We start from the raw sequence: 15985 nt of genomic DNA, 5'->3' as shown, positions 1-15985 counted from the left end.
GCCGCCGCTGTTAAATGAATCGGACGCGGCGATCACAAAGTTACTCGAGGGACTAAACGCTTAGTTCTGTCTGGCTGGCGTTGCTCACGCTGCGATTTCGAGCGTGCCCAGTACCCACTTTTCGTACTCGTCGCTCAGGTCCTGCAGCCACTGCTTCGGGAGCGCGTTGATCTTATGGGCGCCGGTCTTTGCGCGCGCGGGTAGTGTAATGTGGATTTGCTTGTAGCCGTTTTCCATGGGCGGCGAGCTTATCGTGCCTCCGATGTGGCCGATGGCAAGCGTTGCCTTCAGATAGTCGCTGGCGCGCTTCGGCGCCGTGTGCAGCGGCGGCGTGAAAAGCACGCAATCCTGCATTGACCTGTGGGGCTCGCAATTGCGGAGCTCGAAATGGATGTCGACGTCACCATTATCGATCTCCTGCGAGAGATTGACGATCAGTGTGCTGCCGGTGGCAGCCCACTGGCTCATCGGATCCAGCAGGCGCATCATGATCTCACTGAGCGCTGCCGGGTCAGCGGAGACGAAGATTTGCTTGCGGTTGGCGTGGATGACGACCTGCTTTGCGCCAAGGTCCTTATTGATTGCTTCGGCGCATGCCGACAGGGTGGCGATCAAGTCGACTTCAGCTACTTGAGCGTCCGCCAAAAGCGGCGGCGTCGTCAACGATCCTGAAAGATCGACGGCGCGCTGGGTCTCTTCGACCGGAATACGCCAGTGATCGCGGATACGGAGCTGCAACCAAGCCTTTTGTGCGGACGGCCGCCAGGATGTTTCGGCGAGCGAATCCTTCAAGTACTGATACATCGTCAGCGGCGCGTTATTGTAAGGCAGCAACCCCGACAGCATCGCGAGGTCGTTCATCCGATCGCGCAAAAGAGTACGATGCAACGCGCTGAGCTTGTCGCGCAGGAGCATGTCGTATTCGTTCTTCAGGAGATAAAAGGTGATCGCCTGCTCGATTTCGGCTTCGAGCACGCGGAGATCCCACGGCTTCGAAATGTAGCGAAGGATCTCGCCTTTGTTGACTGCATCGATGGCGCTATCGAGATCGGCATAGGCCGTCGTCAACATCCGGATGATGTCGGGCCGCTCATTACGAATACGGTTCAGAAGGCTGACGCCGCTTCGTCCCGGCATGCGCTGGTCGGAAATGACGAGCGCGATGTTGTGGTTGCCGGAGAGAATGAGGGATTCGGCTTCGTCGGCGCTCGTCGCGGTCAGCACATCGTAGCGCGTGCCGAACGCCTTCTTGAAATATTTGACGGCCTGCGGCTCGTCGTCGACGATCAGGATCTCAACCGGCTGATCAGTACGAAACGACTCCATGGAAGACCTGGTTCTCTTTGTCCGACGAGATCGGGAGGTTGAAACGGAACTCGGTCCACTCTCCAAGACTACTCTTAACAGTCAATGAACCCCCATGGTTCGCGATGATGCGGTGACTGACTGCCAAGCCCAGGCCCATTCCTTCACCGACTTCTTTTGTCGAGAAAAATGGGTCGAAGATCTGAGTTTGGATCTTGGGATCGATGCCGGTCCCGTTGTCCCGTACAGAGACAATCAGTTCATCTCCCTCAACAACCGACGCAATGGTTATCTCAGGCTTACGTTCTTCTTCGATCGAGCGGACTGCGGCGACGGCATTGACGATGAGGTTGACGAGAACCTGGGCGATCGTCGACTGCGAGCCGACGACCAAATCATCCGGTGCGTCGTTCCTTGTTATCGTAATGCCCTTCTGAATATGCGCCGTAAAACGAAGCGCATGGTCGATGGCGGATTCCATATGGAACGGCCGTGGGTGCTCGGGGCGATGCGGCGCGGTGAAGCCTCGGAGGTCGGTGACGACGCGGTGAATGCGTTCATAGCCGGCGTGGATGTCCTTCAGCGTATCCGCGGTGTCGGGATCAGCTTGAATCGTTGGGTCACGCGCGGCCAATTGCAGCGCCGTGCCCATGAAGTTCAGCGGATTGCCGATTTCGTGCAGTAGGCCGGCTGCCATCGTACCAAGTGCGCTGAGGCGCGCGTTTTGAACGAGGGCGGCCTCGGTCTCACGCAACTGCTGCAGGCTTTGCTTGAGTTCGGCGTTCGTCCGGTGAAGGTTGGTTTCGAGTTGCGAGGCTCTGATGAGGTTGGCGATACGCGAGCGTACTTCCACGCCGCTGAATGGCTTTATGACAAAGTCGTCGGCGCCATGTTTCAGAGCGGTGATCTTTGCTTCTTCGTCGGCTCTCGCGGTCAAGATGATGATCTTGATGGCTCGCGTCTCGGCTCTTTCCTTGAGCGAGCGGCAGACCTCTAGCCCCGTCACGCCTGGCAACATGACGTCGAGCAAAATCAGATCAGGCTTTTGTTCCTTCGCCTTTTCGAGGGCGGTGATGCCATCGGGCGCCTCGATGATGCGATAGTTTTCGCGAAGCATGGAAACCAGATAGCGGCGCATATCCGGTTCATCGTCGACGACGAGCAGAAGCGGCAGCTCTATGCGACCATCCTGCTCGTTGGGATCGCTCAGATTGCCGATCCCTGACGTTGCGTTGTCACTCACCATAATGGCGCGCGCCGATGCTTTACGATCGAAGGTGCGCAGCGGATCGTCGGCAAGTCCATCCGGCTTCTCTTCGGAATTGCTCATGTCGAATTGCGTAATCTGGAGTGCATGAGGAAAACGTAAAATGAAAGTCGTGCCGTGCCCTGAGTCGCTTGTGGCTGTGACGTCGCCGCCATGCCGCGTAATCAGCTCCCGGACGAGGGCGAGGCCGAGACCCAGGCCCTGGTGACGGCGCGTGGCGGATCCATCGACCTGATAGAAGCGATCAAAGATGTGCGGTAGCTGCTCGGCCGGAATACCGATGCCGGTATCGGAAATCTTGATGGTCACCATATCGTCTTCGCGCCGGGCCGAAATGTCGATCCGGCCTCCGGGCGGCGTGAACTTGATCGCGTTGGCGATGACGTTGCTTACGATCTTCTCGAGTGCGTCCGGATCGGCATCGATCAGAAGATCGCCGGTCGGCTCCGCCAGCTCGAGATTGACCTCCTTCAGCGAAGCGAGATGCTTCATCGAGGCGGCCGTGTGTTTCATGAAGTGCGCCATATCGACCGGCTTCTTGGAAAGCGTAGCGCGGCCTTCCTCGAGGCGGATCAGGCTCAGAATATCGTTCACAAGCCGAAGCAGCCGAAGCGCATTGTTCTCGATGACGTCCAGCAGCTGCTCGGCGGACGGGCTTAGGGCCGCGACGTCGGTTTTTAGCCGCTCAACGGGCGCCAAAATAAGCGTCAGCGGGGTTCTCAGCTCGTGGCTAACGTTTGCAAAGAACTGAGATTTCAACCGATCGAGCGCCGACAGTTCCTGATGCTGTGAGGCGAGCTTGAACTTCAGCCGGAATTCGTTGAAGCGGCGCCGATAGTTGAAATGAACAGCGGTGACCGAAATGATGCAGGTGAGGACGAGAAAGTAGAGGTTGTTCATCAACGTTTTCGTCGTGTCGGCGGCGGTGGGCACCTGCAAACACGCGATGATGTAAATCCCGAGGGTCGAGATACAGAGAAGCGCTGCCTCGAATGGCTGCATAGGCGCCAATACGCCGACTGCGAACAGGATCAGGAAGAGGCCATTGTAGTAGGTGGAGTTCGCGCCGTCCGTGATGCCGATCATGACCGCGATGGACGCGACGGCGATCAGCAGGCCCGCCATCGTCAGATAGCGGACATGGGCTGCTGTCTTGTCCCAGAAGTGCAAAGCATAAATGATCGCAATCAGGCCCGCAGCAACGAGCCGGATCCCGGTCAACGTGTTGACCTGGTTGTAATAGGTGATGCGATCGAGGACGATCCCGGCGGGGATCAGAACAATGCCAAGGATGCAAGCGACCTTCGACTGCCTTAGCCGAAGCTCTTGCTCCTCAGCCTCGAAGGCGCGTCGTAAGTCGTTCTTGTCATCCATGCCGTCAAACGGTCGGTTTATCTATCTCCAGAAAGACGTTGATACCCGTCTCATCTGTATAAATCTTTAGCGGCCCAAGATCAGGGGCAAGCCGGACCATATCCGACTCGTCACGCATCACGAGGTGCCACTCCATAATATGCTCCATCAAACCTTTCACAGGGTTTGACGAATGCACATTTGTCACGATCACGCGTCCGCCAGGTTCACACCACTGATAAAACAGGCGTACCAGTTTGGTGCAGACGCGGTCGGAGAGGTAATCGAACAGGCCGGCACAATAGATGATGTCGTAGGTCTTGGAATTCTCCGGAAGCTCAATGGCTTGGCGCAAAAGATCCTGCACGGTCTTCAGGATATATGTCACCTTCGGCGCTTCTTCGCTGCCGGCTGTCGCCGCCTCGATCTGGCGTTTGGCGTAGGCGAGCGTTTCGGCGTTAAAGTCAAGCAGATCAAAGGAGAAGCGGTGGGCTTCCTTGTTCTTCGAAAGGAAGAGCTGGAGTTCCTGCACCGGCCCGCAGCCGACGTTCAAAATACGGAGTTGCTTGTTCGCCGCCGCTGCTTCTTCAGCTGCCTTGTCGAGCATCTTTCCGAGCATGTAGATGCGGTTGCGGTGTGCTTCGGGTGGTCCGCCGTTCAGCAACCAATCATTAATAATCTGGCCATAGGTCGTTTTTCCACGACGCTCCTTGCGGAACATCATGTTGACCATCTCATAGTCGCCCGCGTAGCCGAGGGGCTTGGAATAGACACGGTTGAAGAAGGGCGAAGCCATCATTAGCGGCAGCAGATCGCGCTGGGCCAGCTGCTTATGATTTTCGACCTCGTCGACTTCGAGCTGGCGGCACGCTTCCTCGAGTTCGAGAAAGAGCTGTGTCAGGCGCGGCATCACAGGCGCTTTGATCTCTTCATATCTTTCAGGGTCGAGAACGGCATGGCTCGCGCCGGGTTCGCCTTCGATCGCCAGGTCGACCTGATCCAACCAGAAGCTCAAGTCGCTCAGAAATGACCGGAGATCAGCGACTTTGAGCTGATAGTTCGGCTGGAGCTTGTTAGCCCGATCCCACTCATCGACGAAACGGCCGACCTCGGATCCGAGTCCGGCGGGGTCCGAGATGATTGCGTCGACTGCGGACCACTGATTGACCAGCGTCGCGGACACGACCACGAGAATGCTCGTGGTGACGATGCCGGTTACGACCGCATCACCCTGATAGACGAGGTTCTTGCCGCGTCGCACCTTGAGATCGCTGAGGACCTCGCTGGTCTGGACGGGTGAAAATGGATTGTAGATCTCGAAGACAATATTGCGTCTTGAGAGCTTGCTCAGGGTTCCGCGAAAGACCGTGCCCTGGCTGCTTCTAAAAGAGACCGTGCGATCAATATCTCGTTCGATGCGCAAGGGGACTGCTCCATAACTGAACGACAATGTGGGTAAACAAAGATTATCACATTGGTTCAGTTTGGCCCTGCGTAATTTAGAAACCGTTTAGATGAATTCGGAATATCAATGCCTTGGAGATACACCCCGAGGAATTATGCCTTCGGGAGGCACATGGTCAGTGTAGATGTGCTCAAAGTTTTATCAATGGAGGAGAGGAGTTCGCCTCCGAACGCCCAAAGGGCACAGCGGACCGTCCTCCACGACTGATTATTTTCCAGCGCTAAAGGCTGTTCACGTTCCAACACCGAAGTGATTCGAACCTCGTTATGTTCGGCACCGGAAATCAATTCCACTCTCGGGAACGTGTCGAGGCTTGAAAAAGATGATTTTGTCGCACTGCGGAGCAAATTCGTCAGTACGAACTTCATAATCTCGCGGGGCATGCGGTAGGCGAAGTCCTGGCCGATGCCGGGTCCGCCGAAGGCTCTACCGGAGTGAGAGATCACAGCTTGTTCGGCAACTTCGGAAATGGTGTCGGCCATTGATGACGTTTGAGTGACGGCGGGCTCAGCGAGGCTGCGGACGAGATTGCCAATGGAGCTTGCGAGCGACCGGCAGTGTTCAACGTCACGGCGGATTTGCGCAGCAGATGTGGCCATCTTTCCAAGCCGCAGCCGGGATGCCCACGATCCCAGATATGACGTCCCGACGGGGTTGGAAGAATCCAACGAACCGGGAAGGCTCAACTCGGCGAGTAGCTCCGCTTCGGTATCCAGCGATTTCAACGGGGCTTCGAGGCCGCTGGCGAGAATGCCGAGGAGGGCGAGATTTGCACTTTCCGCGTCTCCGCGAGTGCTCGGACCGAGCACTGGTTCGGCTAGGGCTGCAGCGGACCGCTCGACGTGGAGGGCGTCTTCCATCGCCTCGCATAATTCGTCGAGATTCCAGGGTTTCGGCACGAAGCGATAGATCGCCGCCGCATTGATTGCCTGCTGGAGATTATCGATATTGGCGTAGGCGCTCGTCAGTACACGGACTGTTGAGGGCCATGATTTTCGGACTTCGCTCAGAAAGGACACGCCGCTGTCACGCGGCATGCGCTCGTCGCTGACGACAACTGAAATGTCGTTGCCGGCCGTCGCCAGGATCTGCAAGCCTGCTTCTGGGCTACTCGCCGTGACAACGTTGGCGTATTTGCCGATCGAGCTTTTGAAGTATTTCAGCGAAAGCGGTTCGTCATCGACGAAGAGAATGGTTTCGCTTTTTCTATCAGCCAAGGTCTCTGCCTTTAACGTCATCGATTTGAATCCACCCCCGGCTCGAACGCATGCACGGATGTGTTCAAGGCTCGCAAGATTGCCCGTCCGCTTCAGTCATTTTGCTCTGCAGTATTTGAAATCAATCCAAGATTGGTGGAAAATTGGAACTTGTTTGCGCGCAGCATTAACAATTCCTCACCGGCATCGATAGAAAGCGACATAACCGCGGCCGTCTTCATGGGACCGCGTTCAAATTTGCTTTTTGAATGGAATTCGAGTGGTGCCCCTGAGAGGGGGGTGCCGTCAGAGCGGCGAGACGGGGCCTTCCGGCAGGCAAGAGCAGGAAGGCCGGTCTCGTTTATTAGACGCTCAGCAGAAGATGCTCGCGCTCCCACGGGCTGATGACGCGCATGAATTCTTCGAATTCGCTGCGCTTCAAGGCGAGGTAGACGTGGCAGAAGCGTTTGCCGAGAATGTCATGAAGCGCTGTGTTCTCCTCGAAATCCGTCAGGGCTTCAAGCAGGCCACGCGGCAGCTGATGGTCGTTTCGGTAGGCATTGCCGACGACCGCCTGCCGCGGTTCTAGCTCGTTTTTCATTCCGAGATAGCCGCAGGCGAGGCTAGCTGCGAGCGCCACATAGGGATTTGAATCGGCGCCGGCGAGGCGATTTTCAACACGTCGCGCCGATGCCGGCGAGATGGGCACTCGCAATCCAGCCGAACGATTGTCGTAGCCCCATTCGACGTTGATCGGCGCGGCGCCATTCGGCACGAGGCGGCGATAGGAATTGACGTAGGGTGCGATCAAGCACATCGCGGCGGGCAGGTAGGCCTGCTGACCCGCGAGGAAGTTGAAGAACAGCTTGCTCGGTTCGCCGTTCCCCTGCGTGAAGATGTTCTTCCCCGTCTTCGCATCGACGACGCTTTGATGCACGTGCATGGCGCTGCCGGGCTCGTTGGCAAGGGGCTTGGCCATGAACGTCGCGTAGCAATTTTGGGCGAATGCAGCTTCCCGAATTGTCCGCTTGAAGAGGAAAACCTGATCGGCGAGATCGACGGGATCGCCGTGCAGCAAGTTGATCTCGAGCTGAGCCGCGCCGCCTTCCTGAATGATCGTATCGATCTTCAGATACTGGCGCTCGGCAAACTCGTAGATGTCGTCGACGATCTTGTCATATTCGTCGACAGCGCCGAGGCTGTAGGCTTGGCGACCAGCGCCCGGGCGACCCGAACGCCCCATCGGCGGTTCGAGCGGATAGTCGGGATCGGGATTGGTCTTCGTCAGATAGAATTCGAGTTCGGGCGCGACGACCGGCACCCAGCCTTCTTTCGCGTAAAGATCGACGACACGCTTCAGCACGTTGCGCGGTGCGATCTCAACGGGATCTCCGCTCTGCCATTGTGCGTCGTGAATAACCTGGGCAGTCGGGCTCGATGCCCATGGAGCGGGCCGGATGGTCGAAAGATCCGGCACCATCATCAGGTCGCTTTCGGCGTAGAGTTGCTGGCCGTCCTCTTCGAAGCCGACGTAATCGCCTGTAATCGTCTGATGGAAGATCGAGATCGGAAGGTGTACCGCATCGAGCTTTACGAACTTCTCGGCTGGCATCGTCTTGCCGCGGGCAACGCCTGCGATGTCAGGTACAGCACAATCAATTTCCTCGATGCGGTGCTGACGAAGCCAATCGCGAAGCGCTTCGGGCGTCGAGCCGGCGCCGAAGTCACCGTCTTCGTTGAGGATCCGTGCGGGTGGGGCGGTCATAAGGACACCTGAGTAATTTGCATTATTTGTTTCTGCGGCTCGTCGGTGGGATCGAAGAAATGCGTCACGGCTGCTGCCAAGCCTGTTATCGGCCAAGCCCGCATTTTGCTTTAAGCGATCGTCAGACATGTTGGATTTTCGAGGTCAGAAAGCCATCGAGCTTAACCCGGCCGACGAAGGAACCTCAATAGCAGCCGTGAAGCATAGCTTTTGCCGCCCCCCGAACCGATGAGATCATGCAACTGTTCAACAGGGTAGCACATGCCTCAAGTACGCGCAGTTTAGTTTGGCTTTTTACTCCTTATGCTGACGATGATTACTTCAATATTTCTTTAACTGATCTGTTGTGCTCCGCAATTTAATTGCGCAGTATATCGGATGTTTAGCAAAACGCCGATGAGAGCGGCTGTTTGCGACTAAACCGCTCTTTTCGGGCGTCCTGGTTGCGACGGGTTCTGGAGGAATTCCAATGTTAACGGTAGGGAAAGTGGTGCGCTGCGCCGCGTGCTTAATTGCGTCTGCAGTTACGTTAGTCAGTGCGGGCGCATATGCAGAAGACAGGGTAGTCAAGGTCTACAACTGGTCGGACTACATCGACCCGCAGATCCTGACGGACTTCACCAAAGAGACCGGCATTAAGGTTGTCTACGACGTTTTTGACAGCAACGAAGTTCTGGAAACGAAGCTTCTAGCGGGCGGCAGCGGATACGATGTCGTCGTGCCGACCGGGTCGTTCCTGTCGCGTCAGATCAAAGCTGGCGTCTTCCAGAAGCTCGACAAGTCCAAGATCCCCAACTTCGCGAACGCTTGGCCCGAGGTCTACAATCGTGTTGCCCAGTATGACCCCGGCAACCAGTACGCAATGAACTGGATGTGGGGCACGACCGGTGTTGGCTACAACGAAGCCAAGGTCAAGGAGCGCATGCCGGATGCTCCGGTCGATTCTCTTGATATCATCTTGAAGCCGGAGAATGCCGCCAAGTTCAAGGATTGCGGAATTTACGTGCTTGATTCACCGGAAGATATTCTCCCGGTTGTCCTCAACTATCTGGGCCTCGATCCCAACACCACCAAGGAAGAGGATTTCAAGAAGGCCGAAGATCTGATGATGAAGATCCGGCCTTACATCAAGAAGTTCCACTCTTCGGAATACATCAACGCGCTTGCCAATGGCGACATCTGCATGGCGCTCGGCTGGTCAGGCGATATCCTTCAGGCCGGTACGCGCGCAACCGATGCCAAGAACGGCCAGGTGGTCAAGTATCACATTCCGAAGGAAGGTACCCAGATGTGGTTCGACATGATGGCCATCCCCGCGGATGCCAAGGATGTCGAGGAGGCGCACATCTTCCTTAACTATCTCAACCGGCCCGAAGTGATGGCTAAGGCGTCGAACTTCATTCAATACGCCAACGGCAACCTTGCCTCGCAGAAGGATATCGACGAGAGTGTTCTGAAGAACCCGGCGGTGTATCCGGATCCCGAGACGTTCAAGAAGCTCTATGTGAAGACGGCATGGGACAACAAAACTCAACGGATCGTAACCCGAATGTGGACACGGATCACGACAGGGCAATAACCAAAAACCGCGCCAGCAAAAACTGGCGCGGTTTTTTCTTTTTACACTCCCCATCGGAATTGGGGCCGATGGAGTCGATTTAGGGACGTCAAACATGACCGTTGTGACTGCGCGCGATCCACAGGCAAGCAATGCCTCTTCACAGCGTGCAGGACCGCGTACGGCTGCGCCGCAGTCGGGATTTGCGCCTTGGAAAAATCCGAACTTGCCGCCGATCGTTCGCTTCGAGGGGGTGACGAAACGGTTCGACGACTTCGTCGCCGTCAATGATGTGACGCTCGACATCTATGAAAGAGAATTCTTCGCGTTGCTCGGGCCGTCGGGCTGCGGAAAGAGCACGCTCCTCAGAATGCTCGCAGGTTTCGAGAAGCCGACGCAGGGCCGGATGATCGTGGCGGGCCAGGACATCACGGACCTTCCCCCGTATCAGCGCCCTGTGAACATGATGTTCCAGTCGTACGCGCTCTTTCCGCATATGACGGTCGAGCGAAACATCGGTTTTGGACTGCGCCAGGAGGGCATGCCCAAAAACTTGATTGCCGAACGTGTCGACGAAGCCATGGGCATGCTGGAGCTTCGCCAGTTCGCAAAACGCAAACCTAACCAGCTATCCGGCGGACAGCAGCAGCGCGTAGCGCTGGCGCGGGCGATCGCCAAGAAGCCGCGCATCGTGTTGCTCGACGAGCCGCTCGGCGCTCTCGACAAGAAGCTGCGCCAGCAGGCTCAATTCGAGTTGATGCACATTCAGGAAACGACGGGCACGACTTTCATCATCGTCACGCACGATCAGGAAGAGGCGATGACGGTCGCGAGCCGCATTGCCGTGATGGAGAAGGGCGTCCTCGTTCAGGTCGCGACGCCCGGCGATATCTACGAGAATCCGAAGACGCGCTACATCGCAGGCTTCATCGGCGACGTGAATATCTTCGAGGGAACAGTCTCCGCGATCGGTGATGGCTGCATCGAGATCAATGCGAAAGACGGTTACGCTTTCAAAACCCGCAGCTCAGAGCCGGTGACGGTCGGTCAACAGGTGTGGCTGGCGCTGCGGCCGGAGAAAATCCGCATCTCGCACGAGCAGCCGGCAAGTGCGGTCAATGTCATTCCGGGGAAAGTCGAGGACATCGGCTATCTCGGATCGATCTCTCATTATCATGTCCGCACGGCGCCCGGCGAACGCATTACGGCGCTTCGGGCCAACGCTGCGCATACTGTGGAACGGTCGATCAGCTGGGAAGACAGCGTCTGGCTCGACTGGCCGGTCGATGCGGGTGTGGTTCTGACGGGCTGAGGCAAGCGATGAGCACAAAAACCCACGGCCTCGGACGCTGGTATGTGATCGCTGCCCCTTATCTGTGGCTGCTGATCTTCTTCCTCATTCCCTTCTTCATCGTCTTCAAGCTTTCGCTGTCCGATGTTGCGACGGCCATTCCGCCGTACGTGCCGACGTTCAGCTGGTCGACCGGCATCGGGGCGTTCATCTCGCAACTCGATTTCGAGAACTACACATTCATTTTCGGCGATCCGCTCTACGTCAACGCTTACCTCTCGAGCTTGAAGATCGCGGCGATCTCGACGTTCCTGACGCTTCTCGTTGCCTATCCGATGGCGTACGGCATGGCGCGGGCGCCGCGATCCTGGCAGCCGACGCTGATGATGCTCGTCATCCTTCCGTTCTGGACCTCGTTTCTGATCCGCATCTACGCCTGGATCGCGATCCTGAAGCCGGAAGGATTCCTCACGATGTTCCTGATGAAGCTCGGCCTTATCAGCGAGCCGCTGCAGATCATGAACACGACGACCGCGGTCTACATCGGTATCGTCTATTCCTATCTGCCGTTCATGATCCTGCCGCTTTACGCCAGCCTCGAGAAGATCAATCCTGCGCTGCTCGAAGCGGCGCAAGACTTGGGTTCTCGACCGTGGCGGGCCTTTTGGCAGGTGACGTTTCCGCTGTCGCTGCCCGGTGTCTTCGCTGGTTGCCTCCTCGTCTTCATTCCGGCGGTCGGCGAGTTCGTCATCCCGGATCTCTTGGGCGGGTCCGATACCTTGATGATCGGCAAGACGCTGTGGAATGAATTTTTCAACAATCGTGATTGGCCCCTTGCCTCCGCGGTGGCGGTCATTCTGTTGCTCGTGTTGACGATCCCGATCGTACTCTTCCAGCGTCAGCAGCAGATCGAGCGGGAGGGCGGGCGATGAATAAGAACTTCTCCTGGTTCAATTTGACGTCGATCACGTTTGGCTTCGCGTTCCTTTACATTCCGATCCTGCTGCTCGTGATTTTCAGCTTCAACGAGTCGAAGCTCGTCACGGTGTGGGCTGGCTTCTCGACGAAGTGGTACAGCTCGCTGATGCAAAATCAGGCGCTGAAAGACGCTGCGTGGGTCACGATCCGCGTCGGCCTCCTATCCGCTACTGTCGCGACCATTCTGGGTACGCTGGCTGCCATTACGCTTGTTCGCGTCGGCCGGTTTCGGGGCCAGACGCTGTTTTCGGGGATGATTTTCGCGCCGCTCGTTATGCCGGAAGTCATCATCGGACTGTCGCTGCTTCTGTTGTTCGTCGCCATGGGGCTCGACCGCGGTTTCTGGACCATTACGCTGGCGCATATCACGTTCACTATGTGCTATGCGGCTGTCGTCGTGCAGGCGCGCCTGCAGGACTTCGACAAGTCCGTTGAAGAGGCGGCGATGGATCTCGGTGCGACGCCGATCAATACCTTCTTCCAGGTGACGTTGCCGATCATTGCGCCTTCGGTGATCTCGGCATGGTTGCTGTCATTCACTCTGTCACTCGATGATCTCGTGATCTCAAGCTTCGCGACGGGCCCCGGCGCGACGACGCTGCCGATGAAGATCTACAGTCAGGTTCGACTGGGCGTGACGCCGGAAATCAATGCCATTTCGACAATTCTGATCGGCATCGTCACCGTCGGCTTGCTGTTGGCTTCCTTCGTTACGAAGCGACAGACGGATCGTGCAGAAAGGGAGCGGCGCAAAGCCTTCGGAGCTACGGGCTGAGAATGTCACTCGGCATTTGTGTTTCGGAGCGGGGCGCGCTAATCACCGGCTCATCGTGACGGCTCAAGATTACATACGCTCGTACTACGCAGCGACCGCAAACGACGAGGCGCGCTTTCCCGCCCTCGAAGGTACGGTCAAGGCGGATGTGTGCGTTATCGGCGGCGGTTTCTCCGGCGTCGCGACCGCGCTGACGCTGGCGGAACGCGGGCGGTCCGTGGTGCTGCTCGAAGCCAAGCGCATCGGCTGGGGTGCGTCGGGCCGCAACGGCGGCCAGATGATCGGCGGCATCAGCGGCGAAGCGACGATCAAGAAGCAGCTCGGCGCAGCTGGTGCGAAGCTCGTTCGTGACATTCGCTATCGTGGGCACGAGATCATCGAAAGCCGGATCGCGAAATACGGCATTGCCTGCGATCTGAAATACGGCTGGATGGAAGTTGCGGCGCGTCCGCGCCACATGGATCATATGCGGGCCTACGTCGAGGACCGCCTCAAGGAGGGCGACGGCGATGGCCTCGAGATCATCGAAGCCGGCGCGATGCCGAGCGTGCTTGGCACCAACTCCTATTACGGCGGCTATATCGACCGTCGCAGCGGCCATCTGCACCCGCTCAATCTTTGCCGTGGTGAAGCCAATGCTGCCGCCGCCCTCGGTGTGCAGATCTTCGAGAATACCGCTGCGATCAGTCTTGGTGGCGGAGCAAAGCCCTGGGTTCAGACCGAGCGCGGCCAGGTCGAAGCAGGCTCAGTCGTCATCGGCGGCGAAATCTTCAATCGCTTCGGGCAATCCGGTCTCAAGGGATTGATGCTGCCAGCGGGCAGCTACATCATCGCCACCGAGCCTTTGACCGGCAGCGAGATGGAGACGGTCGATCCGCAAAATCTTGCCGTCGCCGATAGCAACGTCGTGCTCGATTATTTCCGGATGTCGGCGGATCGGCGGATGCTGTTTGGTGGGCGCTGCAACTATACCAACCGCGATCCGCCGGATATTGCCGCCGTCATGCGCCCGCGGATGATCGAGGTTTATCCGCAGCTTAAGGATGCGAAGGTCGAGTTCGCCTGGGGCGGGACGATCGCCATCGTCGTCAATCGTGTGCCGGCTATCGGGCGGCTCGCGCCGAACCTCTATTATCTGCAGGGGTATTCGGGGCATGGGGTGAATGCCACGCACATCGCGGCGGAAATCGTTTCGGATGCGATTTGTGGGACGACGGAGCAGTTCGATCTTTTCGACCGCATCAGGCACATGCGGTTGCCGCTGAGCGACATCGCGGGCAACTACATGCTGGCGCTCGGGATGCTTTATTACCGCATTCGCGATCTGCTTTAAGAAAAAAGCCAAGCCGCGACGGGCATGGCTGGGCCAAGAGCACGAAGATTCGCGCTCGGGTGTCGCCGTGGATGATGAGGTTTGCCTTATCCGGGCTATCCGCGCATGCGCGAGATACCGTCAGCCCAGTTGATGACCGGTACGTAACCGAGATCGCGGCGTGCCTTGGAGATGTTGAGGGTGAAGTCCTGGCCAATCATGCGCAGGGTCTGACGTGTGATGGGTGGTTTGGAGGGAAGACGAAATGTACGCCACACGGCCTCCATGGCAGCCGCTATGTACCAGGCTAAACCGAACGGGGCGCTACGTTTGATGGGCGGAACCCCGCGTGTCCGAAAAAGATCGGTCAGCACGTCTTTGAGCGTGGTGTCTTCGCCGTCCGTCACGAAATAGGCTTCGCCGCCCCGGCCTTTTTCGGCAGCCAAGACCAAGCCTTCTACGACGTTGTCGACGTGGCTGGTGGACATGATTTGTCGCCCAGCATCCGGCAACGCGAAGTGGCCGGCCTTGGCCGCAGCGACCATCTCTTCGAGCATCGGCATCCCCGCGCCCCAGATCAGCGGCGGCCGGATCACCACCGTGCGCAGCTCGGACGTATTCGCTTGCCGCACCAATCGTTCAGCTTCCGCCTTCGTTTCGATGTAAGGAGCCCATGAAGGCGCCTGAAGCGGCAGGTCTTCCGATATGTCCTTCATTGACATGGGCCGGCCCATGACGACGGCAGAGGCTCCGGCAGCAATGAATGTCGACACGCCTGCAGCCTTCGCCGCCGCGAGCATCGTTCGGGTGCCAAGCACGTTGGCTTTGTGAAAGACTTCACGAGGGGCCCATGCGCTCAGATGCCCGGCGACATGGAACACCGTATCGGAGCCCCGCATGCCCTCGGTAATGGCCCGTTCGTCCAGCAGGTCACCGCGGCAGGCGTCTGCCCCCTGGTTCCTGACCGCCGCCGCTGCAGCCTCGCTGCGGACCAGAGCCACGACACGAACGTTTTGTGCCACGAGCCGCCGAACCAATGCGCCGCCGACAAAGCCGGAGCCCCCTGTGACGAATGCTTTTTTCATGTTACCTCTATAGCGTTGCTATATCCCTCAATATAGCGCCGCTATAGAAGCCTGCAAGCCCCTTTTTTGAGAGTGATCATGGCGACCGAAGACGAGATCTTGAATGCTGCTGTCGGTCTTCTGGAAAAAGACGGCTTCGAGGCCGTTACGACGCGCGCGGTTTGTCAGGCTGCGGGGGTGACTGCGCCGACGCTCTATCATCACTTCGGTGATAAGGATGGTTTGCTGCGCGCCGTCGTTGCCCGGGGCGTCGAAACGTTCATGGCGCACAAGCGGGCCAACCGTCAGACGTCGGATGCCATGGCCGATCTGAAGCGCGGTTGGAATGGTTGGATCGCGTTCGCCCTCGAACGCCCCAAACTGTTCCGGCTGATGATCGAGAGCACGCGGTCTGATCCGAGCGCGAGCCAAGAGGCTTTCATCATTATGCGGGCGATCGTCGAGCGTCTGGCAATCGAAGGCCGCTTGACGACCGATGTCGACACGGCGGCACGAACGATCTGGGCAGCCTCCAACGGAGTCGTGACCCTGCTCATGCAAGGCACGCCCGCCGCCGAAATAAAGTCCACAAGCGAATTGCTGTTCGAGGCGCTTATGGCCAAGCTCGTGCGACCAAAGTAATTGGCTCGTGAGTC

At 57.8% G+C, this 15985-nt stretch carries 12 protein-coding genes; 6 read left to right on the top strand and 6 right to left on the bottom strand.

Annotated elements, in window-relative coordinates:
* Nucleotides 1-84 precede the first annotated feature (84 nt).
* The 5 genes from G359_RS13230 to G359_RS13210 form a co-directional block, all read right to left on the bottom strand.
* Nucleotides 85-1326, bottom strand: a complete 1242-nt coding sequence (locus G359_RS13230) for a response regulator (RefSeq protein ID WP_045836510.1) — start codon at nucleotides 1324-1326, stop codon at nucleotides 85-87.
* The gene (locus G359_RS13225; protein WP_045836509.1) at nucleotides 1307-3946 is read right to left on the bottom strand and encodes an ATP-binding protein; all 2640 of its coding nucleotides are present in this window, start codon (nucleotides 3944-3946) and stop codon (nucleotides 1307-1309) included. The genes G359_RS13230 and G359_RS13225 overlap by 20 nt, the downstream gene beginning before the upstream one ends.
* Before the next feature lie 4 nt (nucleotides 3947-3950).
* Nucleotides 3951-5348 carry a class I SAM-dependent methyltransferase gene (locus G359_RS13220; RefSeq protein WP_045836508.1) on the bottom strand — a complete coding sequence of 466 codons (1398 nt, stop codon included), beginning with the start codon at nucleotides 5346-5348 and terminating at the stop codon, nucleotides 3951-3953.
* Nucleotides 5349-5482: 134 nt separating this feature from the next.
* Complete coding sequence (locus G359_RS13215; RefSeq protein ID WP_045836507.1) at nucleotides 5483-6628, bottom strand: response regulator; 1146 nt, start codon at nucleotides 6626-6628, stop codon at nucleotides 5483-5485.
* A 322-nt stretch (nucleotides 6629-6950) separates the two neighbouring features.
* Nucleotides 6951-8351 (bottom strand): glutamine synthetase family protein, encoded by a 1401-nt coding sequence (locus tag G359_RS13210; RefSeq protein WP_045836506.1) that lies wholly within the window; start codon nucleotides 8349-8351, stop codon nucleotides 6951-6953.
* Nucleotides 8352-8820: 469 nt separating this feature from the next.
* Here G359_RS13210 and G359_RS13205 point away from each other — a divergent pair, with 469 nt between their 5' ends.
* From G359_RS13205 to G359_RS13185, 5 genes are all read left to right on the top strand, one after another.
* Nucleotides 8821-9930 (top strand): polyamine ABC transporter substrate-binding protein, encoded by a 1110-nt coding sequence (locus G359_RS13205; RefSeq protein ID WP_045836505.1) that lies wholly within the window; start codon nucleotides 8821-8823, stop codon nucleotides 9928-9930.
* Nucleotides 9931-10024: 94 nt separating this feature from the next.
* Complete coding sequence (locus G359_RS13200) at nucleotides 10025-11221, top strand: ABC transporter ATP-binding protein (RefSeq protein WP_082072924.1); 1197 nt, start codon at nucleotides 10025-10027, stop codon at nucleotides 11219-11221.
* A gap of 8 nt (nucleotides 11222-11229) precedes the next feature.
* On the top strand, nucleotides 11230-12132 hold the full coding sequence (locus tag G359_RS13195; protein WP_045836504.1) for an ABC transporter permease subunit: 903 nt from the start codon (nucleotides 11230-11232) through the stop codon (nucleotides 12130-12132).
* Nucleotides 12129-12953 (top strand): ABC transporter permease subunit, encoded by an 825-nt coding sequence (locus tag G359_RS13190; protein ID WP_045836503.1) that lies wholly within the window; start codon nucleotides 12129-12131, stop codon nucleotides 12951-12953. The genes G359_RS13195 and G359_RS13190 overlap by 4 nt, the downstream gene beginning before the upstream one ends.
* Nucleotides 12954-13008: 55 nt before the next feature.
* The gene (locus tag G359_RS13185) at nucleotides 13009-14286 is read left to right on the top strand and encodes an NAD(P)/FAD-dependent oxidoreductase (RefSeq protein ID WP_045836502.1); all 1278 of its coding nucleotides are present in this window, start codon (nucleotides 13009-13011) and stop codon (nucleotides 14284-14286) included.
* A 95-nt stretch (nucleotides 14287-14381) separates the two neighbouring features.
* On the opposite strand, the gene G359_RS13180 is transcribed toward G359_RS13185, so the two are convergent.
* Entirely contained in the window at nucleotides 14382-15350 is a 969-nt protein-coding gene (locus G359_RS13180; RefSeq protein ID WP_045836501.1) for an NAD-dependent epimerase/dehydratase family protein, read from the bottom strand.
* A gap of 78 nt (nucleotides 15351-15428) precedes the next feature.
* On the opposite strand from G359_RS13180, the gene G359_RS13175 reads away from it, so the two are divergent.
* Complete coding sequence (locus G359_RS13175; protein ID WP_052699369.1) at nucleotides 15429-15971, top strand: TetR/AcrR family transcriptional regulator; 543 nt, start codon at nucleotides 15429-15431, stop codon at nucleotides 15969-15971.
* Nucleotides 15972-15985: the final 14 nt, after the last annotated feature.

Source organism: Hyphomicrobium sp. 99, from assembly GCF_000384335.2.
In the GTDB taxonomy this organism is placed as follows: Bacteria; Pseudomonadota; Alphaproteobacteria; order Rhizobiales; family Hyphomicrobiaceae; genus Hyphomicrobium_B.
This window is presented reverse-complemented; position numbering and strand designations above follow the sequence as displayed.